The organism is Pseudomonas sp. TE3911 (assembly GCF_054062775.1).
In genome coordinates, this window is the sequence record NZ_JBSSFP010000001.1 from 5,240,404 (window position 1) to 5,264,315 (window position 23,912).

The 23,912-nt window shown below is 56.2% G+C and carries 21 protein-coding genes and 1 tRNA gene; 12 read left to right on the forward strand and 10 right to left on the reverse strand.

The window, feature by feature from the left end:
- Window positions 1–3 precede the first annotated feature (3 nt).
- The 4 genes from cysT to dibA all read right to left on the reverse strand — a co-directional run bounded on the left by cysT (window position 4) and on the right by dibA (window position 4,371).
- Window positions 4–822, reverse strand: coding sequence for a sulfate ABC transporter permease subunit CysT (gene cysT, locus ACVWXD_RS23700; protein WP_027607868.1), 819 nt, complete (start codon window positions 820–822; stop codon window positions 4–6).
- Between the two features lie 76 nt (window positions 823–898).
- Window positions 899–1,909, reverse strand: a complete 1,011-nt coding sequence (locus tag ACVWXD_RS23705) for a sulfate ABC transporter substrate-binding protein (RefSeq protein WP_027607869.1) — start codon at window positions 1,907–1,909, stop codon at window positions 899–901.
- 65 nt (window positions 1,910–1,974) lie between these two features.
- The gene (gene oscA / locus ACVWXD_RS23710; RefSeq protein ID WP_003170956.1) at window positions 1,975–2,157 is read right to left on the reverse strand and encodes a sulfur starvation response protein OscA; all 183 of its coding nucleotides are present in this window, start codon (window positions 2,155–2,157) and stop codon (window positions 1,975–1,977) included.
- Window positions 2,158–2,457: 300 nt separating this feature from the next.
- Window positions 2,458–4,371 carry a phosphodiesterase DibA gene (gene dibA, locus ACVWXD_RS23715; protein ID WP_457371382.1) on the reverse strand — a complete coding sequence of 638 codons (1,914 nt, stop codon included), beginning with the start codon at window positions 4,369–4,371 and terminating at the stop codon, window positions 2,458–2,460.
- Window positions 4,372–4,537: 166 nt separating this feature from the next.
- Between dibA and desA the strand changes: the two genes are divergently transcribed.
- The gene (gene desA, locus ACVWXD_RS23720) at window positions 4,538–5,722 is read left to right on the forward strand and encodes a delta-9 fatty acid desaturase DesA (protein WP_032884873.1); all 1,185 of its coding nucleotides are present in this window, start codon (window positions 4,538–4,540) and stop codon (window positions 5,720–5,722) included.
- 188 nt (window positions 5,723–5,910) lie between these two features.
- Window positions 5,911–6,912: a sensor domain-containing diguanylate cyclase gene (locus ACVWXD_RS23725; protein ID WP_032884871.1), complete on the forward strand. Its 1,002-nt coding sequence runs from the start codon at window positions 5,911–5,913 to the stop codon at window positions 6,910–6,912.
- A gap of 65 nt (window positions 6,913–6,977) precedes the next feature.
- Here the strand turns inward: ACVWXD_RS23725 and ACVWXD_RS23730 are convergent, their stop codons facing one another.
- From ACVWXD_RS23730 to gabD, 3 genes are all read right to left on the reverse strand, one after another.
- Window positions 6,978–8,186 (reverse strand): HDOD domain-containing protein, encoded by a 1,209-nt coding sequence (locus tag ACVWXD_RS23730; protein WP_032884869.1) that lies wholly within the window; start codon window positions 8,184–8,186, stop codon window positions 6,978–6,980.
- A 140-nt stretch (window positions 8,187–8,326) separates the two neighbouring features.
- Window positions 8,327–9,604, reverse strand: coding sequence for a 4-aminobutyrate--2-oxoglutarate transaminase (gene gabT, locus ACVWXD_RS23735; protein ID WP_032884867.1), 1,278 nt, complete (start codon window positions 9,602–9,604; stop codon window positions 8,327–8,329).
- Window positions 9,605–9,787: 183 nt separating this feature from the next.
- Window positions 9,788–11,230 carry an NADP-dependent succinate-semialdehyde dehydrogenase gene (gene gabD, locus ACVWXD_RS23740; RefSeq protein ID WP_095186318.1) on the reverse strand — a complete coding sequence of 481 codons (1,443 nt, stop codon included), beginning with the start codon at window positions 11,228–11,230 and terminating at the stop codon, window positions 9,788–9,790.
- Window positions 11,231–11,588: 358 nt separating this feature from the next.
- On the opposite strand from gabD, the gene ACVWXD_RS23745 reads away from it, so the two are divergent.
- The 10 genes from ACVWXD_RS23745 (at window position 11,589) to ACVWXD_RS23790 (ending at window position 20,100) form a co-directional block, all read left to right on the forward strand.
- Window positions 11,589–11,665: transfer RNA gene (locus ACVWXD_RS23745), tRNA-Arg, on the forward strand.
- Window positions 11,666–11,832: 167 nt separating this feature from the next.
- Window positions 11,833–13,068 carry a tyrosine-type recombinase/integrase gene (locus tag ACVWXD_RS23750; RefSeq protein WP_457371383.1) on the forward strand — a complete coding sequence of 412 codons (1,236 nt, stop codon included), beginning with the start codon at window positions 11,833–11,835 and terminating at the stop codon, window positions 13,066–13,068.
- 282 nt (window positions 13,069–13,350) lie between these two features.
- Window positions 13,351–14,190: a hypothetical protein gene (locus tag ACVWXD_RS23755; protein ID WP_457371384.1), complete on the forward strand. Its 840-nt coding sequence runs from the start codon at window positions 13,351–13,353 to the stop codon at window positions 14,188–14,190.
- A gap of 101 nt (window positions 14,191–14,291) precedes the next feature.
- The gene (locus ACVWXD_RS23760; RefSeq protein WP_457371385.1) at window positions 14,292–14,612 is read left to right on the forward strand and encodes a helix-turn-helix transcriptional regulator; all 321 of its coding nucleotides are present in this window, start codon (window positions 14,292–14,294) and stop codon (window positions 14,610–14,612) included.
- Entirely contained in the window at window positions 14,609–14,914 is a 306-nt protein-coding gene (locus ACVWXD_RS23765; RefSeq protein WP_457371386.1) for a hypothetical protein, read from the forward strand. Before ACVWXD_RS23760 ends, ACVWXD_RS23765 begins: the two co-directional genes overlap by 4 nt.
- Before the next feature lie 533 nt (window positions 14,915–15,447).
- Window positions 15,448–15,732, forward strand: coding sequence for a hypothetical protein (locus ACVWXD_RS23770; RefSeq protein WP_457371387.1), 285 nt, complete (start codon window positions 15,448–15,450; stop codon window positions 15,730–15,732).
- Window positions 15,729–16,001 (forward strand): DUF3077 domain-containing protein, encoded by a 273-nt coding sequence (locus tag ACVWXD_RS23775; protein ID WP_457371388.1) that lies wholly within the window; start codon window positions 15,729–15,731, stop codon window positions 15,999–16,001. The genes ACVWXD_RS23770 and ACVWXD_RS23775 overlap by 4 nt, the downstream gene beginning before the upstream one ends.
- Window positions 15,998–18,886 carry a DUF927 domain-containing protein gene (locus ACVWXD_RS23780; protein ID WP_457371389.1) on the forward strand — a complete coding sequence of 963 codons (2,889 nt, stop codon included), beginning with the start codon at window positions 15,998–16,000 and terminating at the stop codon, window positions 18,884–18,886. Before ACVWXD_RS23775 ends, ACVWXD_RS23780 begins: the two co-directional genes overlap by 4 nt.
- Before the next feature lie 98 nt (window positions 18,887–18,984).
- Window positions 18,985–19,827 (forward strand): chromosome segregation protein SMC, encoded by an 843-nt coding sequence (locus ACVWXD_RS23785; RefSeq protein WP_457371390.1) that lies wholly within the window; start codon window positions 18,985–18,987, stop codon window positions 19,825–19,827.
- 63 nt (window positions 19,828–19,890) lie between these two features.
- Entirely contained in the window at window positions 19,891–20,100 is a 210-nt protein-coding gene (locus ACVWXD_RS23790; RefSeq protein ID WP_457371391.1) for a hypothetical protein, read from the forward strand.
- Window positions 20,101–20,391: 291 nt separating this feature from the next.
- Here ACVWXD_RS23790 and ACVWXD_RS23795 read toward each other — a convergent pair whose 3' ends face one another.
- Genes ACVWXD_RS23795 through ACVWXD_RS23805 form a run of 3 tightly spaced genes read right to left on the reverse strand, consistent with a single transcriptional unit; the run spans window position 20,392 to window position 23,912 of the window.
- Window positions 20,392–21,063: a dUTP diphosphatase gene (locus ACVWXD_RS23795; RefSeq protein ID WP_457371392.1), complete on the reverse strand. Its 672-nt coding sequence runs from the start codon at window positions 21,061–21,063 to the stop codon at window positions 20,392–20,394.
- A gap of 9 nt (window positions 21,064–21,072) precedes the next feature.
- Window positions 21,073–21,966 carry a hypothetical protein gene (locus ACVWXD_RS23800; RefSeq protein WP_457371393.1) on the reverse strand — a complete coding sequence of 298 codons (894 nt, stop codon included), beginning with the start codon at window positions 21,964–21,966 and terminating at the stop codon, window positions 21,073–21,075.
- Window positions 21,966–23,912 (reverse strand): ORC-CDC6 family AAA ATPase, encoded by a 1,947-nt coding sequence (locus ACVWXD_RS23805; protein ID WP_457371394.1) that lies wholly within the window; start codon window positions 23,910–23,912, stop codon window positions 21,966–21,968. Before ACVWXD_RS23805 ends, ACVWXD_RS23800 begins: the two co-directional genes overlap by 1 nt.

A 23,912-nucleotide genomic window follows, 5' to 3' on the forward strand; every position in this document is an offset into this window, starting at 1 on the left:
TCCTTATGGACGTTCGATGCGCCGCTGCAACAAGTTGATCAGCAGCAGCAGGACAAAGGAAACCACCAGCATCAGCACGCCAATGGAGGTGGCGCCGCGGTAGTCGTACTGGTCAAGCTTGACCATGATCAGCAGCGGCAGGATCTCGGTTTTCATCGGCATGTTGCCGGCGATGAAGATCACCGAGCCGTACTCACCGACGCCACGGGCAAACGCCAGGGCGAAGCCGGTCAGCCAGGCGGGCAGCAGCGCGGGGACGAGGATGTAGCGGAACACCTGCAACGGCTTGGCGCCCAGGCAGGCAGCGGCTTCTTCGATTTCCCGGGGGATATCGGCGAGTACCGGCTGCACCGTGCGCACCACGAACGGCAGGGTCACGAAGGTCAGCGCCAGGGTGATGCCCAACGGGCTGTAGGCGATCTTGAAGCCCAGGTCAGCGGCGAACTGGCCCACCAGCCCGGTCGGCGTGTACAGCGCCGTCAGGGCGATACCGGCCACAGCGGTGGGCAGCGCGAACGGCAGGTCGATCATCGCATCGATAATCTTGCGGCCGGGGAAGGTGTAGCGCACCAGCACCCAGGCCAGCAGCGTGCCGATCACGCCATTGATCAGGGCGGCGTACAGCGCGGTGCTGAAGCTCAGTTTCAACGCCGCCAGCACACGGGGTGCGGAGATGATGTTCCAGAACTGATCCCAGGTGAGTTGAGCGGCGTGTACAAACATCGCCGCGAGGGGGATGAGTACGATCAGGCTGAGGTACACCACGGTGTAGCCCAGCGTCAGCCCGAAGCCGGGTATGACGGGGGAAATACGACGCGACATAAGAGTCCTTGGTTAGCGGAACTGACACACAAAACCCGCAGGTGAATGCGGGCTCCGTGGGTGTGTATTTCTCGGCTTACTGCGCCGTGTAGATCTGGTCGAACACGCCACCGTCGTTAAAGAATTTCGGTTGGGCAGTTTTCCAGCCGCCGAAGTCTTTGTCGATAGTCACCAGGTCCAGTTTCGGGAACTGCTGGGCGTATTTGGCGGCTACTTTTGCATCGCGTGGGCGGTAGAAGTTTTTCGCCGCAATCTCCTGGCCAGCCGGGCTGTACAGGTGCTTGAGGTATTCAGTGGCGATCTCGGTATTGCCCTTTTTCTCGGCGTTCTTGTCGACCACGGCCACTGGCGGCTCTGCGAGGATCGACAGGGAAGGTACAACGATGTCGAACTTGTCGGCGCCGCCGTCTTCTTTCAGGGCCAGGAAGGCTTCGTTTTCCCAGGCCAGCAACACGTCGCCCTGACCGTTGTTGACGAACGTGATGGTCGAACCGCGCGCGCCGGTGTCGAGGATCGGCACGTGCTTGAACAGTTCTTTCACGTATTCCTGGGCCTTGGCTTCGCTGCCACCGGATTTCAGGCCGTAGGCCCACGCAGCAAGGAAGTTCCAGCGCGCACCGCCGGAGGTTTTCGGGTTCGGCGTGATCACGGAAACGTCTTTCTTGATCAGGTCGCCCCAGTCTTTGATGCCTTTAGGGTTGCCCTTACGCACCAGGAACACGATGGTCGAGGTGTACGGGGTGCTCGCATCCGGCAGGCGGGTCTGCCAGTTTTCCGGCAGGGTTTTTCCCAATTTGGCGATTTCGTCGATGTCGCCAGCCAAGGCCAGGGTCACTACGTCGGCGCGCAGGCCGTCGATCACCGCCCGGCCTTGCTTGCCCGAACCACCGTGGGACTGCTGGATCTTAACGGTGTCACCAGGGTGGGACTGCTTCCAGAAGTTGGTGAACTCAGCGTTGTAATCCTGGTACAGCTCGCGAGTCGGGTCGTACGAGACGTTGAGCAACTCGTAGTCCTTGGCAACAGCGGAACCGGCAAACACGGCGCTGGCCAGTGCGGCCAGGGCATAACGGCGAATCGACGACATAGAAGCTCCTGAAATTCTGGGGTGTTGGCTTTTTCTTATAGTGACGGGTCTATCGCCGCGGTTGCTTAGCTCGGTTTGTTACCCGGGTTCTGCAGACGGAATTTTTCTTTGCGTTCGATCTGGACCACTTGGGCGTTATGCACAGTGATTTCCACCGCGCCAAACCGCAGATCGCGCAGGGCGCTCTGGATCTCACGCAAAATGGCTGCTTCGTCCTGGCCGTCGACGCTACGTAGAGATGCGCTCATGGTCTCGCTCCTTAAATGAATAGTGCCTGGCAGTGGCGGCACTGCTTGCGGCGTAGGGCGATAGTAGATAAGCGCAGATATTCTTAAAAATACTATTTAAGAATGTTTATATAACCAGAAAGAATTTTCTGATGGGACGTGGGGTTGCGAGAGGGTTTTGCGCCCGAGCGCCGAAATAACGCCTTGTGAAGTTCCAAAATGCGGGTGGGGGCTTGCCACCGGTGGTGGTGAATCAGGTACCAATGTTCGGCCTGACACACCGAAATCGGGGGCAAGCCCCCTCTCACATTGGAATGCGTTTCAAGTCTGGATGGTGGGCGCGCGGTCCCAGTCAACGTCCTGCGCCGGCACCGGCTTTCCAAACCAATACCCCTGCCCCAAATCGCAGCCCTGCTCCAACAAGAACCTCGCCTGTTCCATCTGCTCAATTCCCTCAGCGTGTACCTGCATGCCCATACTTTTCGCTAATGCGATCACCACGCGCACAATCGCCGCGTCGTCGTCATCCCATGGCACCCCGGCAACAAAGCCCTGGTCGATCTTCAGCTTCTGCACCGGCAGGCGCTTGAGGCGCAGCAGGGACGAATAGCCGGTGCCAAAGTCATCAATGGCCAGGCGCAAGCCCAACTCACGCAGGCGATGCAGTTGCTCCAGGGCTTCCTCGGGGTCGTCCATGACTGCACTCTCGGTGACTTCCAGCTCCAGGAAAGCCGGATCCAGGCCGGTGGCGTGCAGCACCTGGGCGACTTGCTCGTACAGTTCGCGACGGGCAAACAGACGGCTGGACACGTTGATCGCAATAAAACTCAGCAGCACGCCATCGGCCAGCCATTGGCACATCTGGCGGCAGGCCTGCTCCAAGACCCACGCGTCGATATCGGCGATCAAACCGGTACGTTCGGCGATGGGGATGAACTCGCCCGGAGGCACCAGGCCACGTTCCGGATGTTGCCAGCGCACCAAGGCTTCGACGCCGACCAAACGGCTGCCTTGCAGGTCGTGTACAGGCTGGTAGTAGACGCGCAACTCCTGCTGGTCGAGGGCGCGGCGCAGTTCGCTGGCGATTTCCACACGGTTCTGCGCGTGGGCGGTGAGTTCTTCGGTGTACAGGGCATAGCCCTCGCGGCCCACACTTTTGGCCTTGAACAGCGCAGAGTCGGCGTTGCGCAGCAGTTGTTCCGCGCTCAATGCATCGTTGGGAAACAGGCTGATGCCGATGCTGGCGCTGATAAACAGTTGATGACCGTCGAAGATGAACGGTTGCTTCATCACGTCCAGCATGCGCTGCGCCAATGCCGCCGCCTGCATCACCTGTGAACAACTTTCCGCCAGCACCGCGAACTCATCGCCGCCCAGTCGCGCCAGGGTCACTCCGGGGCCGAACAGCGTATTGAGCCGCTCGCCCACCAGCTTGAGCAACTGGTCGCCGACGTTATGGCCAAGGCTGTCATTGATAATCTTGAAGTGGTCCAGGTCCAGCAACAGCAGCGCGCAGCCGCGTTTGTGCAGTTGCGCCGAGGCCAGCGCCTGCTCGGCGCGGTCGGTGAACAGTAGGCGGTTGGGCAGGTCGGTCAGTGGATCGTGATGCGCCAGGTGCGCCAACTCGTGCTCGGAATCCTTGATGGCACTGATGTCGGAAAACACCGCGACGTAATGGCTGATGTGGCCTTGGTCATCGTGAATCACCCGGATGGTTTGCCACTGTGGATAAATCTCGCCGCTTTTGCGCCGGTTCCAGATTTCTCCGCTCCATTCACCGGTGCGCTCCAGGGTCTGGAACATCTGTTGGTAAAAATTCGACGAATGGCGCCCGGACTTGAACAGGCTGGGCTGCTGACCCATGACGTCTGCGCGCTGGTAGCCGGTGATCTCCATGAATGCCCGGTTTACGTGCACGATCAGGCCCCTGGTGTCAGTGACCAACACGCCCTCACGGGTGCAGTCGAAGACCGCAGCCGCCTGGCGCAACCGATCGAGGTTTTCCTTCAGGGGTTGCTGCAACTGCTGGGCCCGGGCAAAGCGCGCGCATAAGAAGTAAATGGCCAAGGCACTCAGGGCCACCCATATGTAGCCGCGCATCTGCAGCCAATACCCCAACTCCCCCCGTTCATCGAGAAAGTTGATCAATATCTGATTGCTGAGCTGGAGCCACACAATCGAAACCAGCAGGTATACCAGCCCCACACGCAGGGCACCTCGGTATGAAAACAGCATATGGCCAGTAGTCCTTACTAAAAAAACAGAATCGTCCTACAACGCGCCGAGATTATAGATTAGGAAACACCTTGTAAGTCTTATCTGAAACGGTGACTGGTTTTATCCTTAAAGCCAGTGATAATGCGGGTGCTATTTTTTTCTTTATCAGAGGGCCAAACAGCCTATGTGGTACAACGGTTTTCTTGACCTGTCAGCCTGGCAACTGGTTGCAGTCACTCTGTTGATGACCCACGTGACCATTGTTGGGGTCACGGTTTATCTGCACCGCTATTCAGCCCATCGCTCCCTGGAGCTCAATGCCGGCCTGAAACACTTCTTCCGCTTCTGGCTGTGGCTGACCACGGCGCAGAACACCCGCGAGTGGACCGCTATCCACCGCAAACACCACGCCAAGTGCGAAACCGTCGACGACCCGCACAGCCCTGTGATCAAGGGCCTGTCCACGGTGCTGCGCAAAGGTGCCGAGCTGTACCGCGCCGAGGCCGAAAACCCCGAAACCCTGCGCATCTACGGCAAAAATTGCCCGGATGACTGGATCGAACGCAAGATTTACACCCCCTACCCGCTGCTGGGCGTGGCGATCATGGGCGTAATCGATCTGCTGCTGTTCGGCACCATCGGCATCACCATCTGGGCGATCCAGATGATGTGGATCCCGTTCTGGGCCGCCGGCGTCATCAACGGCCTGGGCCATGCCGTGGGCTATCGCAACTTCGAATGCCGTGACGCGGCGACCAACCTGGTGCCGTGGGGCATCATCGTCGGCGGCGAAGAGTTGCATAACAATCACCACACCTACCCCAACTCGGCCAAGCTGTCGGTTAAGAAGTGGGAGTTCGACCTGGGCTGGGCGTGGATCAAGCTGTTCAGTTTCCTGCGCTTGGCCAAGGTCCAGCGTGTGGCGCCGATTGCTCATCGCGTCGAGGGCAAAGGCCATCTGGACATGGACACTGCCATGGCGATCCTCAACAACCGCTTCCAGATCATGGCCCAGTACCGCAAGTTGGTGATCGGCCCGCTGGTCAAGCAGGAGCTGGAAAAGGTCGATCACTCGGTGCGCCACCAGTTCCACCGTGCCAAACGCCTGCTGTCGCGGGAAACCAGCCTGCTGGATGACCGCCACCACCTACGCATCCAAAGCATGTTGGAACACAGCCAGGCCTTGAAAGTGATCTACGAAAAGCGCCTGGCATTGCAGCAGATCTGGCTCAAGACCAGCACCAACGGCCACGATATGCTCGCCGCTATCAAGGAATGGGTGCACGAGGCCGAGGCCAGCGGCATCCAGTCCCTGCGGGATTTCGCCCACCAATTGAAGACCTATTCGCTGCGTCCTGCGGCAGTCTGACAAAGCCGTGGGAGGGCTTGCCCTCCCACGCATCCTCTTTTTGGCGTCATTTTCCGGGCACCGCCAATCGGCACCGTTCACGGAACTTCATCGCATTTACCCTCTCTCAATGAACACTTCGCCATCATGGTGGCCCCTTGTTGTGACCGCTGCTAAATCCTGCGGCGCGCCCAGAGAGAGTTGTGCCGATGGTTCACGAAATGCCCTTTCCTACCGACATCGCTACCGCTGACCCCCCGCGTCCGGCTGCGGCAGCGACCCTGCTGGCACTGGTGCATGCCCAGGGCGAAGTCGAGCGGTTGAGCGAGCGCGAGCAATTGCTGAGCTCACTGTTGGTCAGTGTGAATGCCGTGCTCTGGGCCATCGATTGGGAGACCCGCCGCGTGCTCTACGTGAGCCCGGCCTACGAGCGGATATTCGGCCGTTCGACCGGCCTGTTATTGGCCGATCATCGGGAATGGCGTAACAGCATTCACCCCGAAGACCTCGACTACGCCGAACACAGCCTGGCCCGCGTGCTGGAACAGGGCGCCGTGGAAGATCGCGAATACCGCATTATCACCGCCGACGGTCAGATCCGCTGGCTGAGCGACAAGTGCTACATCAACCAGCAGGCCGAGCCCGGCGAGCCGCTGATCGTCGTGGGTATGGCCGAAGACATCACTGACAAGAAGCAGCTGGAACTGGAGCTGCACCGTCTCGCCACCACCGACGTTCTGACTCAGAGCAGCAACCGCCGGCACTTCTTCGAATGCGCCAACCAGGCCTTCGACACCGCCTGTGCCCAAGGCGCGCAACTGGCCTTCCTGTTGCTGGACATTGATGATTTCAAGGACGTCAACGACACCTATGGCCACCTGGAAGGCGACCAGGTGCTGCGGCGTATCGCCGAGAGTGGTCGTGGCGTATTACGCCGTGGTGATCTGTTCGGGCGCATTGGCGGCGAAGAATTTGCGGCCGTACTGCCGGGTTGCGCGCCGGAGATGGCCTTGCAAGTGGCTGAGCGCCTGGGCAAGGAAATCCAAGAGCTGAGTTTCAGCTACGAAGGCCAAGCGTTCGGCGTGACCATCAGCCAGGGCCTGGCCAGCCTCACTGAAGAAGACTCGACCCTGGACAGCCTGTTCGCCCGGGCCGATGCCGCCATGTATGAGGCGAAGCGCCAGGGCAAGAACCGCGTGATTGCGGGTTAGGCTCATCCCCTACTCTATGCAACAGCAGAGATGACCTGTGGGAGGGGCTTGAATGTCATCACCCTCTAGGCCTTGCGCACCCGCGTCAGCTCAGACAAACCGATCTTGAGCAAGCGCGCGGTTTTGCTCACGGCCAGCGCTTCCAGACCTTCATGTTCGGTCAGTCGTGCCATCTGCGCCGCCAGGTTCACCACCAGCGCATCCCGGGCATACACCCCGCCCTCCAGTGAATAAATCGCGGCGATCAGCTGGCGCAACTCCAGCGGCAAGCGCCAGCGCGCCCGCAACGCCGAACCAAAGGCGGCGCCGAAGGTGTAAAGGGACTCACCAATTGCTTCGTCATCCAACGCACCGCCGCCCTGGCGCCAGTCTTCCAGGCAGCGCAGCAATGCCAAATCACCCAGCCGATGCAGAATGCCGGCGGCGTAACAGCGCTCGTGATCCAGCTCCAACATGCGCGCCAGGCGACCGGCAAAGTCGGCGGTGTCCTGGGACACCTGCCAATGACGCTCGGCGTAGGCCTCCAAGCCCGGGTCGCCCAGCACCACATTGTGCTTGAGAGCCAGGCCGAGGATCAGGTTCATGCTTTGCCCAGCGCCAAGCTTGTGCAAGGCCGACGGTAGCGTCTGCACCGGCTTGCCGTGATGGCCGGCGCTGTTGGCGGCAGCGACCAGCACGGCGGTGATCTGCGGGTCCATGCGCACGAGGTCTTCCAGGCGTTTGAGGTCCAGGCCATCAGGCCCGAGGCTGGCTTGTACGGCAGCTTTCACATCGACCCGCAACGGCGCGCCATCAGACGCTTCGCGACGACGCTCCAGAAACACGGGCAACGTCATGCCGGGCGCCAGCGGCGGAATTTCGCAGTACACGTTTTCGCCTTCATTAAGCAGCAGATCCTGCAGGCGCTGGGTCAGGCTTTCCATGTTCAGGGGTTTGGTGAGGTACGCCGTGGGCGCCAGGGGCAAGGCTTCACGCACGCTGGCGCTGTCATTGCGACTGCTCAGCAAAATAAACGGTAACGCGGGCGAGCGGCGTTGCTGGCGGACATTGCGCAGCAGGCTCAGGCCGTCGATGCCCGGTAGCTCCCAATCCGCCAGGATCAGGTCGTAGCCCTTTTCGCGCAGCAACGTAGCCGCGTGCTGCCCATCGGCACACACATCCAGCCGCGCGTCGCAACGCACATTCAACAGCACTTGCTTGAGCAGATCCCGCGACCAGGGATCCGCCTCGGCAATCAACACACGGGGTACAGCCGGTAAATCAACAGCAGTCATCCAGCACGCTCCATCGGCAATGCTGCAACCTTAGACAACGCAAGCCCATACGTACAATGAACAAGGCCTGAAATACGCGGCAACGGGCACAAAAAAACCCGCCGAAGCGGGTTTTTTCTGTCGCAGAAGTCAGCTTGCGCTTACAGCTCCGAGAAGCACTCTTCGATGATCGCCAAGCCTTTGTCCAACTGCTCGTCCGGCGAGGTCAGCGGGACCAGGACGCGCAACACGTTGCCGTAAGTGCCGCAGGACAGCAGGATCAGACCCTTGTCGCGCGCCTTGGCTACTACAGAGGCAACGGCCGCTGCGTTTGGCTTGTGGCTGTCGCCGTCTTCGAACAGCTCGACCGCGATCATTGCGCCCAGGGCACGCACTTCACCGATCACCGGGTACTTGGCCTGGATAGCTTTCAGACCGGTCACCAGACGCTCGCCCACTGCTTTGCAGCGGTCCAGCAGGTGCTCTTCTTCGAACACTTCCATCACCGCCAGCGCAGCGGCGCACGCGATCGGGCTACCGGCGTAGGTGCCGCCCAGGCCGCCTGGAGCGATGGCGTCCATGTATTCAGCCTTGCCGCACACACCGGCCAGCGGGAAGCCGCCAGCGATGGATTTGGCGAAGGTGGTCAGGTCGGCGGCAACGCCCATCTGTTCCATGGCAAAGAAGGTACCGGTACGGCCGGCACCGGTTTGCACTTCGTCAGCGATCAGCAGGATGCCGTGCTTGTCGCACAGCTCGCGCAGGCGCTTCATGAACGATTTAGGCGCGACGTAGAAACCGCCTTCGCCCTGCACCGGCTCAATGATGATGGCTGCAATGTCACGCGGCTCGGCATCGTTCTTGAAGATGCGTTCGATGCTGGCGATGGAATCGTCGTCGCTCACACCGTGCAGCTCGTTCGGGTACAGCGCGCGGAACACGCCGCCTGGCATCAGGCCCATGCCGGCCGAGTAAGGCACGACTTTGCCGGTGAGGCCCAGGGTCATCATGGTACGGCCGTGGTAAGCGCCGGTGAAAGCGATCACGCCAGCACGGCCCGTGGCGGCACGGGCGATTTTCACGGCGTTTTCAACGGCCTCGGAACCGGTGGTGACCAGTAGGGTTTTCTTGACGAAATCACCTGGCACCTTAGCGTTGATCTTTTCGCACACTTCTACGTACGGCTCGTAAGCCAGTACCTGGAAGCAGGTGTGGGTCAACTTGTTCAGTTGCTCGGTCACGGCGGCGATGATTTTCGGGTGCACGTGGCCGGTGTTCAGCACGGCGATACCGCCGGCGAAGTCGATGAACTCGCGACCTTCAACGTCGGTCACGGTGGCGTTCTTCGCCGACTCAGCGAAGATCGGGTGAATCTGGCCAACACCGCGTGGTACAGCGGCTTCGCGGCGTTTCATCAGGGATGCGTTGGTCTTGCTCATAAAGTCCTCATTCGCCACTCATCGGGTGGCGTGGTCCAAGGAATACGTGGCGGGGAGGCAACTACGGCAGCATGCGATGATCGACTGCCACAGCTTTCCCGGCCACTACGAATAACGGTGTGAAACACGCAAAGGGTCAGCGCTCTCGTGCCATTTGCGTTTACTGCAATGCCAAACCGGGGCTTAGATGCCCAGGCAGAGGTATTTGATTTCCAGGTAATCCTCGATCCCGTACTTGGAGCCTTCACGGCCCAGGCCCGAAGCCTTGATGCCGCCGAACGGCGCCACTTCGTTGGAGATCAACCCGGTGTTGACGCCGACCATGCCGTATTCCAGGGCTTCAGCCACGCGGAACACACGGCCCAGGTCGCGGGCGTAGAAGTAGGAAGCCAGGCCGAACTCGGTGTCGTTGGACATCGCGATCACTTCGGCTTCGTCCTTGAAACGGAACAGCGGCGCCAGCGGGCCGAAGGTTTCTTCCTTGGCGACAGCGGCGTTTTTCGGCACGTCGACCAGGATGGTCGGCTCGAAGAAGTTGCCTTCCATCACCTTGCCACCGGCCAACAACTTGGCGCCTTTGCTCAGGGCATCCGCGATGTGCTCCTGAACCTTGGCCACGGCTTTTTCGTCGATCAGCGGGCCGGTGGTGGTGCCGTCTTCCAGACCGTTGCCGATCTTCAATTTGGCCACCGCCACTTTCAGTTTTTCGGCGAACGCGTCGTAGACCGAGTCCTGGATGTACAAGCGGTTGGCGCAGACGCAGGTCTGACCGTTGTTGCGGTACTTGGAGATGATCGCGCCTTCGACGGCCTTATCCAGGTCCGCGTCGTCGAACACGATAAACGGCGCGTTGCCGCCCAGTTCCAGGGAGACTTTCTTGATGTCCTTGGCGCATTCAGCCATCAGTTGACGACCGATTTCAGTCGAGCCGGTGAAGGACAATTTACGCACGATCGGGTTGCTGGTCAGCTCGCCGCCGATGTCACCAGCGCTGCCGGTGACCACGCTCAACACACCTTTCGGGATACCGGCACGGTGGGCCAGCTCAACCAGCGCCAGGGCCGAGAACGGGGTTTGCGACGCAGGCTTGATCACCATGGTGCAACCGGCGGCCAGGGCCGGGCCGGCTTTACGGGTGATCATCGCGGCAGGGAAGTTCCAAGGAGTGATAGCTGCGGTCACGCCGATTGGCTGCTTGATCACGATCAGGCGCTTGTCGGGCTGGTGGCCGGGGATCACGTCGCCATAGATGCGCTTGGCTTCTTCGGCGAACCACTCAATAAAGGACGCGGCGTAGACGATTTCGCCCTTGGCTTCGGCCAGCGGCTTACCTTGTTCGAGAGTCATCAGGCGACCGAGGTCGTCCTGGTTTTCAATCAGCAGTTCGAACCAACGGCGCAGCTTGTTGGCGCGCTCCTTGGCGGTCAGCGCACGCCAGGCCGGCAGGGCCTTGTCGGCGGCTTCGATGGCTCGGCGGGTTTCCGCGGCGCCCATCTTTGGCACGGTACCGAGAATCTCGCCCGTGGCAGGGTTGTTGACCTTGATGGTTTGACCATTGTCCGCATCGACCCAAGCGCCATCGATAAAGGCTTGCTGGCGGAACAACTGGGTATCTTTAAGCTGCATGTCGGCTTTCCTTAACAGCACCGCGCGCACGCGGAGCGAATTAGAGTTGTTGAAAGGCGCCTTGTGGGCTGCCGTCAGGGAAATCAGCCCCAGCACGCGAGAAAGATGAATGCGCACGGGAGACAGAGCGTTTGAAATCTCAAACGAATCCTAGGATCAATGGGGGTACAGGGCAATAGTCTGTTCGAAAAAAAGAACGAAAATGGCGCATTAGCCAGAACTTTCAGATCAGCGTGATCCAGCCACGTTCCCACACCTTGACCATCAGCGCCCGACTTAGGGCCTTTTCCTACCGGTCTAGCGCCAAACACCAGCATGGACGCCCAAGGACGACATGGGTATGATGTCGCCCGCACAAGCATCCGTAGCTCAGCTGGATAGAGTACTGCCCTCCGAAGGCAGGGGTCGTGGGTTCGAATCCCGCCGGGTGCACCATATAGCAGTCTCGGGCTGTCTCAGACAGTCTACGAAACACTCCAAGAAGCCCGCCCCGTGCGGGCTTTCTTGTTTCTGGCTATCCGTCCCTGTCTACCCCTATAACTTCCCGCCGTGTATGCCCACGTGTATGCTTTGAGATTCCTATAACTGGAGGCATACAGGAAGTGAAGCGCACTGAAATCAAACGCCGCCCCTTAGCAGATACCACGCTTGCAGGCCTGGAGCCTGAGCACACAACGTATCGGGAGCAGGACGGGAATGGCCTGTACTTCCGGGTGAAACCTAACGGGCAGAAATCATGGGAGCTGCGCTACAAAAAGCCAGACGGAAAATGGTCTTGGCTGGGTCTCGGCGGCTACCCGGAAATCACTGGCTCTTTGGCGAGACAGAAAGCAGCTCAACTGCGGGAAGACGCATCGACCGGCAAAAACCCATTGGTGAGCAAGCAAGCTCGCAAGGTTGCAGACCAGGTTGCTGCCAACAACACCTTTGAAGCGTTAGGCCGCGAGTGGTTTGAGGCCAGACGCACAAGCTGGGAATCAGGTACGTCTCGACGAGTACTTGGCGCACTTGAGCTTCACGTGTTCCCCGTCTTCGGCAAACGCGTGTACACAGAAATACTGCCCCTGGAATGGATGGAGTTTCTACGCGGCATGGAGCAGAAGGGGATCATTGAACAAATGGGCCGAGTTCGTGCCTTTTGCAAAGAGATCTATGACCTGGCCCGCGTAACAGGACGAGCCGTCCACAACCCTATTGAAGGTCTCAGCAAATTCCTGCAATCACGTAGCGCTGAAAACTATGCACACGTTTCGATTGAGGAACTGCCTGCGCTACTTCGAGCGATCAACTCCTACCCTCACGCAAAGGACGTTCGTATTGGGCTTCGCCTGCTTTCATTATTAGCATCGCGCCCAAGCGAGATCCGAGAGGCACGCTGGTCAGAAATCGACCTATCCAAAAAGCTATGGACGATCCCAGCCGAGCGAATGAAACGTCGTCGCGAACATGTGGTGCCTCTCTCTCGACAGGCAATCGAAGCGCTCACTGAGTTACGGACACTGACAGGTGCGTACCCTCTCCTATTTCCAGGCAGGAAAGACAGGACAATCCCCCGTAGCAACACCGTCTTTCTAATGGCGCTCCGCAGACTGGGATATGCCGGTCGGCAAACAGGCCACGGCTTTCGTCACATCGCGAGCACCATACTCAATGAGCAGGGTTTCGATGAGAATCACATTGAGGCCCAGCTCTCTCATGCAAAGGAGGGGATTGCCGGTGTCTATAACAAAGCGGTGTACCTGCCTCAGCGCAGAGTAATGATGCAGTGGTACGCCGATCACCTTGATGCCCTAGTGAGTGGAAATGTCGTGCAGGGGCAATTTGGAAAGGCAGTATGAGAGCACATACCCACCCCCCCTCTAAAACCGGTGTAACGGGTGTTACTCGTGTAACGCCCATCGCCAAACGCCCAGTTTCATTGGCTTTCAGGTGCGTTACACAGTTCAGCAGCTTAGCGTACATCCGATGTAACGCTGCCCATGTGTGTAACGCCAAAGCCAGCGCACGACTGCTGAGGGCAAGCGTTCTGCACCGATGCCTACAAAGCGGCTTTCGCTGGTTACCCGCTTTGAATCCAGGGCGTGGGACTCTCCGTTACACGGTACCGATGATATTTCGCGATGACTGATCACCACCCCATTTTGCATTTGGCGTTAAGCAGAGGCCTGTTCAGTTATCTCTCAGCGCAACCGCTCTATGACCTCTGCCGTGAGCAGGTCGCTGACGCCTGCCGCTTGATAGACCAATGCTGTCTGCGCATTCATAGTGACGATATCAACAAAGATCTCGCCAGCATGTGCATTCAGACGACGATCCATGAGGAGACGATTTTTCAATATGCCTCCACCGATACCAAGGTACGCCTCGCGCATTGGGTCCGTATGTACAGCAATTGCCACTCGGCGTCAGAGCGCGACGCTCATTCGGCCTATATCATGGCTTGTGCGGTAAAAGCGCTGGAAACGTTAGTCAACTGGATGCAGGCAGCCGATCAAGAGGCTTGGCCTCATGTCACAGAACCTCCTGCGGACTTGCCTTGGGACCTCTACTGCGAGCTCGTAGAGATGCAAGTGGATCCGGATGAGCGCATTCAGACACTTGATGATTACGCCTTCTATCTGGAACCGATCACATCCCTACCCTGCCTTGCCGACGATGAACTAAGACCCATCGCCGACCGGGCGATTAAGAATGCCATCCGCAAAAAAGGCGGCATCATCAGCAGGATGGACCGTAAAGAGGAGATGAGCGCGCGAGACGACGCGATAGTTGAACAGGGTCGTCACTACCGCACAGCCGGGATGTCCAAACGTAACGTCGCAACGAAGGTGCATGCTTGGCTACAGCGAGAGGTCGCCAAACCTCCTAAGCAACGGCCTAAGTGGCTTGCGCTTGAGACCGAAAAAGCCCTATCTCGCAAAAGCGTTGAGGCCATCCTCAAACGCAATTTGGTGTTGTAGCTAAAATTTCAATCGAATTTAAATTGGAAGTTAACTGCTCACCGACGTCCCATCTCCTGACCATTGCTCTCGTCAGTCCAAACCAATCGAGAGCAATTCCAATGACAAAGAACATCGCCCACCCGCCTGCCCAAATCCTCCCAAATTTTGCCAGCCCCTTCGACTCCACCAGCGCCGTACCAGGCTTAGCTGCTCCATTTGACCCCGCTACCACTCTCATCAGAATGCCGCGTCTTGAGATCGTTACAGGATTCAAGCGCTCGACGATCTACAAGCTTATGCAGTGCCCCGATAGTGGTTTCCCCCAGCCCGTCAAATTGAGCAACAGCACCGCGCGCGGCGCGCCGGTTGCCTGGGTCCTTTCCGAAGTTCAGAGCTGGGTTAAAAGCCGTATAGAAGCACGCGACCGGGTGGCAGCATGAAAAATCGAGTCGCCAACAGGGCCATCTTGCATCCCTTTTCTGTACTCAGAAAAGTCGGGTTCTCATCACGCGGTATGCAGCGTTTTGAACGTTACCGCACGGAGCAAAAACGCCTGAACCGGGATGTCATGGTAATGCGATGGAGAGATGGTATCTGGTGCGCATTGTCAGTTCCTTGCCAAGCCCCGCAAGCAATCATCGTCGACGAAGGCCAACAAATCGACGCCTACGAGGATGCGCGTGCCTGCCTCGAAGGCGACCTATTGCCCTTTGTCTCCCTACGCTGGGACATCCATGCCTGAAACGAAAACGCCCCCGGCGGCAACCGGAGGCGTTGAGGTAAATCTACATGCCTGATCAATTTATGACGCATCGAAAAAATCCGCAAGTGATCTGCACGGTTGCACTTTCAAAAAACGGGCGTTACTCTCTGGCTGTCGCTGCAAATTCAGCGACCGGACTTGGCCGTCCGAACTGCAAAAGGCGCACAAGCGCCCTCCATCCGATAGCAGGCGCTTTTTTTGTGCCCGCCGTATCGTGTTATGGCGGCTGTGCGTGGGACACCTTCGGGTGTGCCGGGTCCCTTTTGCCCCGGTCGGCCAACCCGCGTACAGCTGTCACCCCTCCTTGCTTGGCCGCAAGCGGTGGCAGCTCCTCAGCAAAAGGAGCTTTCACAAATGAAACACGCCCTCAATCCGTCCAAAATTCGCGCCGCCGCTCATCGAGCAATGGCTCTCGCCGCTTTACACGCCGACTCCAGCCTCGCTACACGTCTCTCCCGTTACAACGCCCATATGTCCAAGGCTCGCGCCCTCGAAGCCGCAGGGGGTGTCCAATGAGCATGCTCCCAGGCTTTGCACTGCCCGAGGATCTGCTCTGTGTCAGCCAGGACGCTGAAGCCGGTCTGCCTATCGATGCCATCACGTGTGCGCTCGACCGCGCCGATTCCGTTCTCATGCTGCTGGAAGATCACTTAGACGGCGATAAACCCCTGCTTTCCAACCGCGTGCTGTCGTCTGTTATTTGGGACGTGCGCGGTACCTTGGGCTTGATCAAAACACTCACCATTTACGGTGATGCCTCCTCTGTGCCAGTGAGCCAGAAAGGCGGTGCCCTGTGAACACTGCCAACACTCTCGGGCGTACCGAATTCTCATGTGTTGCCAGCGGTACTCAAAAGCTATTTAGGGTCAATGCAGGCGTGCCGATCGAGGACGCACTTGAGGCCATATCGCTGTTTCAATACTACGCCAATCAACTGACCCTCGATGCAGCCATGAGTGACGAGGGCGAGCGGTTCAGCTGGCCTGCTCTCTACCTGGGCGAAATGGCAAAAGCGCTGATTGATGATGTCAACGATGCGCTGTATGCAACGAGGGCAACGCCATGACTCAGCGCACCGGCAACACCTCAAAACGTCCCAGCTTTGCGGACGTAAAAAGCGCGGCCCTTAAGAACATCGACCGCGTGCTTGCTCACTGGCTGCCAAACGGCAAGCGCGTCGACGGCGGCAAGGAATACACCGCGCCGAACCCGACGCGCACGGACAAACGTGCAGGATCACTCAAGGTCAATTTGAGCAAAGGCACCTGGGCGGATTTTGCCACCGGCGATAAGGGCGGAGACCTGATCGATTTGGTGCGCTACATCGACGGTGGCACGGACGTTGATGCCTGCAAAAAGCTGGCGGATCTGCTCAACGTCTCCGCTGGTTCCGCGACCACCAAAAGCGCATCGGCCAAAAGCGCAACGCCGGAGTGGATCGCGATTCAACCGATCCCGGCCGAGGCCATGAACAAGTGTCCAACCAAACACCGACAACACGGTGTTCCGTCCAAAGTGTGGATCTATCGCGATGCTCAGGGCCAGCCGGTCATGGCGCTGTATCGCTTCGACCTGAGTCCCGATGAAGACGGCAAGCCGCGAAAGGTTTTCGCACCGTTGACCTGGTGCAAGCGCTCCGATGGGCAAACCACGCAATGGCGCTGGCAAGGATTGCTGGAGCCTCGGCCACTGCTGCGCCTGGATGAGCTGGCACAGCGGGCCGATGCGTCTGTGGTGCTATGTGAAGGCGAGAAGGCTGCTGATGCCGCCGCTGAACTGATGCCCGACCATGTAGCCACGTGCTGGCCGAATGGCTCCAACTCCTGGCACAAGGCCGACCTGACGCCACTCAAAGGGCGCACGGTGGTGCTATGGCCGGATAACGATGCCAGCGGCAAGACCTGCATGGACGCCATTGAGCTCAAGTTGATTGAGCTGGGCGTCGCTTCGGTACAACGAGTCTCGCTCGAGGTGTTCAAGCTCAAGCCCAGCAGCAAAGGCGGAAAGCCCACGCTCACCAAGGGGGGAAAATGGGCAGACGGCGACGATGCAGCGGATGCGTTAGCCAAAGGCTGGACCGCTGCCCACGTCGCCGAGCTGGTGCACAGCGGTCAGTTTTTCGGCAGTGCCGCTGATCCAACTGAACCTCAAGAACAGAAGGCCAAAGCGCCCGCCAAACGCCCTGCGAAATCGAAAAATGACCTATTGCCGGGCGGGTTTCGCCTGACGCCTGAAGGGGTGTTTTATTCAGGTGATGATGGCGAGGCGCGCCCCGTGTGTTCGCCTTTGGAAATCATCGCCCGTACTCGCGACGACAAGGGCCACAACTGGGGTTTATTGGTCGAGTTCGATGACCCGGACGGCACCAAAAAACGCTGGAATATTCCCGCCAGGACTATGACCGGTGACTTCGGCAAAGATGTACTCGGTCCACTGGTAGACATGGGCCTACGTCTTGCCGGAAGTCGGTCGGGGCGCAATGCCCGCAACGACCTGCAGAGTTATCTCGGCGGCTTCGACAGCGCCCAGCGCGCACGTTTGGTAACGCGCCTGGGCTGGCACGATAACGCTTTCCTTTTGCCAGAACAGCAAATCGGCTCGCACGCCGAGCACCTGCATTTTTATGAAGCCGGTGCGCAACTTCCACCGATCAGCGAGGCCGGCTCTCTGGAGCAATGGCAGCAACAAATCGGCTCGCTGTGCGTTGGCAACCACCGCTTGGCGTTTGTCGTCTCTGTGGCCTTTGCGGGGCCTTTGCTGAACCTGCTGGGACATGAGTCGGGCGGTTTCCACCTCTACGGCGACAGCTCCGGCGGCAAGACTACCCACCTGCAAGTTGCTGCATCGGTTTATGGCGGACCGCGTCTGGTGCGTTCGTGGCGCTCGACAGATAACGCCCTGGAATCCATCGCCGCCGCCCATTCAGACGGGCTCCTGGTGCTGGATGAAATCGGCATGTGCGACCCGCGCATTATTGGCGAGACGGTGTACATGCTCGGCAATGGCACCGGTAAGGCTCGGGCGAATGATCGAGGACAAGCGGGCCGACAGGTGCAGGAGTGGCGCTTGCTGTTTCTCTCGACCGGCGAGAAGACGTTGGCGCAGCACATGGCGGATGCCAACAAGGAGCTGAAAGCCGGTATGGAGGTGCGCATGCTCGCCGTCCCAGCCGATGCGAGCAAAGGCCTCGGCATGTTCGATGTGCTGAATGGTTTTGAGGATGCTGCTGCCCTCTCCGATGCGCTCAAGGCCCGAGTAGCCAAATACTACGGCACACCCCTCACCGCCTTCCTGCAAGCATTGTGCGCGCCTGGAGAAATGCTCAGGTGGTCGGTGATCGTTCGCCGCACGGTGGAGCAGTTCATCACCCTAAACCTTCCCGCCTCGGCCAGCGGGCAGGCCCAACGTGCCGCCCTTCGCTTCGGACTCGCAGCAGCGGCCGGTGAGTTGGCCACCGCCTTGGGCGTCACCGGCTGGCCGGACGGCACAGCCACGACCGCCGCACGTGTATGTCTGCATGCGTGGCTAGCCGAGCGTGGCGGCGCCGGAAATTTTGAGGGAGATGCGATTTTGGCGCGACTGAGACAGGTCATCGAGCGCTTTGGAGAAAGCCGCTTTACCCGCTGGGAATCTGCCGCCGCCAAGATCGATGAACACGGCCCACGCACGATTGATCGGTTGGGCTTTCGCAAGACCCTGGAACACGGCATGGGGGATGCCCTGCACACCACCAACACCTACTACGTGCTGCCTGAAGCCTGGAGGGCCGAGATCTTCAAGGGCATGAACATCAGTGCGGTGAACAAGGAGCTGCTGCAACGAGGTGTGCTGGAACCGTCCAGCGACGGCAAGGCGTCGAGTCTGGTTCGGTTACCCGGTCTGGGTCAGCAACGCTGCTACATCGTGAAGACTATTCCGGGCACGGATGAGAGCGAGGTCCGGGCTGCCTGACGGCATGCCTGCTGATAAAGGTAGCGCCGGCTCATTCTCGGCCTCGCCAGCCGTTCGACAACCATCCCGATCAACCGCAGTACCCAGAGACAATACAGATGAACACTATTCAAGAATTGAAAGACCGCCGCGACCAACTGACCCTCGAAGTTGAGAGCATTCGGCTCGACCTGGCGCCCTTTGAAGCGGCACTGGAAAGTCCAGAGGTTATCCAACAGGGCTGTCAACGGGCCGTGCAAGATGAGATCAACGATCACAAAAGGCGCATCGACTCGCGAAATCTCGAGATCAGTGCACTGAACCAGAAGATTGATCGCCTTGAGACATTGGCAAACCGTGAAAGCTTGGCTGCGGGCTATCTCAGCGATATGGCGAACTGGAAGGCCGACGAGATGGAACTCAACGAAAAGCGCAGCAGCATCGAGACCCGGTTGCAGCAGGTCCGCCAGAGCGATCAGGAAGACATGGCAAAAGCCCGACAAGCTGAAACGGATGCAGCCACCGCCTATGCGCAGGCTGTCGCCTGGGGCGACGTGGAGGGCGAGAAAGCCGCTAACACAGAAGCTCAAAAGGCAGCAAAAAACCTCACAGCTGCGGTTGAGCATCACCGACGTCAACAACTGCTTATCACCGCCCTGGAACAAGAGCTGGTGACGATTGATCTGCACATCACAGAGGCACAGAAGGAACGCGGCGAGATCGAGAATAAAGCTGCTCACCTGGCGAACACTGTGCTGGAAGAACAATGGAATGAGGCAGCGAAAACATTGCTGGAGACCGGCGGCAAGCTGTGGGCAGCACGCAACCTGATTAGCCGTGACCCGGTCGCACTGATGAAGCTGGATATCCCTGAACAGGGCGAGCACTTTGGAAGTTGGACTTGGCGAGAGCTCGTAGATCGCTCGCGCCAACACAGCTTGCTTGACCTATTGGCGGCCTAACCTGAACCCTCCCCGAAGCAACCGGCGAGGGTCGGCTGCTTCGGGCCAACCATCGGTCTAACCATGAATAAACCACCACAGAACAATGCTCAGATGCCTGATTACCTAAAGGCCCGAAAGCTGCATTTGAACGGGATAATGGCCGTCATAGGCGATATGAAAAAGCTCAGCGTACGAGCAAACAGAGGCAATAAAGTCGAGACGCTCACGATTGAGGCGATCAAGGCAGAGCTAGACTTCATTGACCTTCAGCTCAAAAGAAAAAGTGGATGATGACGAAGCGGAATCCTAAACAGCTTCCGCCTCGCTAAATTGCACTTACAAAATTTTAGGCCCTTTTAGCTGATGGTATACATCGGCTGTTGGCTGCGCGTCGCTTCCGGATAAATACAGCGAGTGCAGATCTCCGCCAGCATCACAGACACCCGTTAGCCGATAACAGCATCTGCGGTACAACGAATTACTACAAATAATTCTGGCAGTGTTGCAGAGCTAAAGAATGCAAAAAAACTCACACTAGTTTCACGAGCTTAGCCAAGCGTAGCTTGGCTTTACTCGGAAGAATCACTTCAGTGTAGAGTATTTCTCAGTAAGCGCGGCAAATATAAGCTGTGCAAAATCTATAGCAGAAGAATCCAACTTCGACATTATGTCATGAAGATGTTCATTATCCTCAAGACCGTTCCAAATTTTTACATAAGTACCCTCTTTGTAACCATTATTCTGTCGAAAAATATTTAAGATGTTCTTGGAGATGTAAGCTGTATATAGAGAGCTCCAGTCTAATTTATTGCGCCGCATCAATTCTTGGAAAACAGGAAGACTTCGCTGACGCAGAATAGATGTTGCTGCCAACAACTCAAAAAGAGTTGGGGTATCACTCGTTGCCAGCTTGTATGAGCTCGTGCCAATAACTACATCCTCCGGAGCTTCTTGGCACTCTCTAAGCAAAAGAGCCTGCGCAACTGGGATATCACCATCAGCAGATAACAAAATATCTGACAGGTAAAAATGAAGAATGTCAGAAATTTCAATTTGAACTTGAGGAATATTAGGCGTCTGTTGCTTCCACCATTTCCAACCGTAATGATCTAGTGCTTCAGCTGACTCAACAAAAGCGGCCCTAAGATACGGGAATTTTTTTTCGATCCATTCAGCATCCACGATCGTGTTCAACTTATGCTGTAAATCCAGCATTGTTTTAACCTGAGCCGAATTGGGAATTTCAAAGTTCATAAAAAACCTCTATGAAATCACTATAGTGAATTTATGCCAGGCACCAAGCCCACTTGACCGCTTGAGCTTTTTGTCTGGGTGATCGTATAGGATACCGACCTGATTTTGGTTCATGCTTGCGAAAAGAGCAGTAGCAACCCCGCATGGTTTTGTTCCAATCGGGGCCACAAACATTTGTGATTCGGCACCAAGAGAGTGCTTTGTTTTTTCCAAGAGTTCGTAGGCTGCGCTAGGGTCGTTTGCAGCGCAGTACGCAATTTCAAAAGACTTGTCATTGAGGCTAGACAGATGAGGAACAATAGAGTTCAACTCCCATCCAGGTTTAAACGCCGGCACTCCAAAAACAACCTTCACCTCTTTCGATGAGATCATTTGATATTCTTCGAGCGCACGTTCCAAACGTTCCGGCTCGTATCCCAAGAAAAACACACCTGCCTCAACGTTATCACTTGATAGATCAACTACTGCATTGGGGATAGGTCTATACCCTACAATTTTATTGGAGAGCGCAAACGAGTCACCTCCCTTACGTTCTTGGGTGTACCCGGCCGGCTCACCATATAGAACGTCAAATCTTTTTATTCCCAAGTTAATAACCGAACGCATTGCACAATAGAGCTCTGCCAACCCTAGCGTAGTAGCTTCAAAAACTATTGGTGAGTTTATATATTGGCTTAAAAGAGAATCGCAATTATCCGCATCTATCTCATCGTCACCAACGCTTAGACGCATCGTTTCATGGTAATAGGTAATTTTGAGCCGCGCAGAGGCCTTTGTATCATCGAGGGATAGTGCGTTTTCACCCCTATCATCCAAGGAAACGCCGTGAAACAGTACGCAGTTATCAGGGAGTGATACTTCCTGCACACTCGAAAACTTACTGGTTATTATTTTTATGTCCATCATAGCTCAAGACCGAGCTGGGAACCTGCTTGCAGTTCAGACTTTTTATACACAGACAATGCAAGGTCGCTGTATTGATCTTCTGTGCCCATTGCTAAGGTGTGAAAATCCTCGACTGATAGTTCAATCTTCCGCTTTCTTCGATAGCTGATCATGAAGTACGGAGAGTAGATTGGGTTCAGCTGGAAGTCAGTAATATCAGTGCTTGCAGTGCTTTTTGCCTTTGTCTCAAGCTTTTCAATGAGAATCGCATATTTCTGGGCTTCCGAAAGAAATAGGCTCTCTTCAGGAGATAATGATCTTGTCCCTGAATTTATGGTGAACTGATTCTGCTCCGGTTCGCTCATACTGGGTGCAGTTTGAAGTGTCTTGAAGACGTTGCCTAGCCTGAGTACAAAGCTCCTGAGCTGCTCACCAAACTCGCCGAAAGTTTTAATTTCGCGAATTAGCTGATCTGCTGCCTCATATGCCGCACGTGCTTGGATCTCGATGGAAAAGCAATCTTCGGTTTCATCCTCTAGCTCAGACATTTCAAGAACTTTATAGCTGAGAATCAAGAAATGTCGTAAATTTCTATTGGACATGGAAAAGAAAGTATCGAAGCCACTATAAAGTGGGCAATAAGTCCTATACGGTCTATACAATTCGAGTAAAGAACCAAAAAGATTGTTATGTATCCAATTATCGAACCTGCCGGACTCTCCTTTTCCATATTTTTCTAATTCAGCATAAACAAATTCAGGATAGTTATTTGCGCGATTTAATAACGCGGGAAGCACAGCTTGAGCCTCAGCGGGAAATCCAGCGTCCAGAAACTGTTCCGCAGTCAGCTTAGTAGTTTTCTTAGAGATCGCCTTAGTTATACGATCTCTCAGAATATTTCGTATCCTGGGAGTTTCCAAAGCTTCTACTGAGAACTGCTTATGCTCTTTAGTGGGGAATTTTATTTTAACCCTATTTAAAATTTCTTCTCTGTGGCTTTTTTCACGACGAGCTTCAAGTGAACTTGGATCTCTCACCAACCTTAAAAGTTTAGAGTTAGAGTTTCCACCCGCAATATCTAAATTGCCTAGAAAGACCTCAGCAAAAAAACAAGAGCGCTCAGTCTCATTCATCAAATTGTCGATATAGCACAGATTGTAGTCATTAGTTGCGCTTATAGACTCTTTGCCCGTCGTCCCGTTTTCGTCAGAGAGCTCCTTTGAAGTAAAGCTAACAATTAGAGGCTGTTGGCTGTGTCGCAAATAGGTATTCAATACACGACGCTGATATGAGATCAAGTTCTCAACTTCGTCAACGTAAATATAGAAACATATTTTGTCCAGCCCAGGAACCTTTCTAATATCACAAATAAGGGAGTCAAGAAAATCTTTTCCTGGAGGCAGCAATGGGCGAGTAGCAGTTGATATATTGGAAATCCAAAGACTGAATGCTTTGCGGGTTTTTTCTAAATGTGACTCTAGCTCGACAGGATCTGCAGGAAATGAATAATCCTCTGCAGATGGAAGAGCCATTCTTTCAAAATCTAAAGTGGTAAAGTCGGAGTAAGAGCTTGATGCAATATACTTCAAAGATCTAATTATTTCGCCTGCAATTGCCAAGGAGAAATAGCAGTTAAATGTATTACTCCACTCTGCCTCCTCTACTCCTCGAAGTTTCATCGAGTTACAAAATTGCGTATCCACCCGCCAGTATATCCCTATGTGTTCAATTTCTTCTTTAGGGATGGAAGTTCGATTGCGTGAAAATAGCGAGTGGTAATCTAAGTACTTAAGCAGCATTGTCTTACCACAACCTCTTTTCCCAACGAGATAGGTAGATTTTGTAGCTGCTTTTAGTCCCAGCGAATCAAAGTAAGGAGGAACGAAAAACTTACCCCAAACATCAGCCGGGTGCTCTTCTGCACGAGTCTTAGCAAGTATTGAATGATCAACGATGGTTTGCAT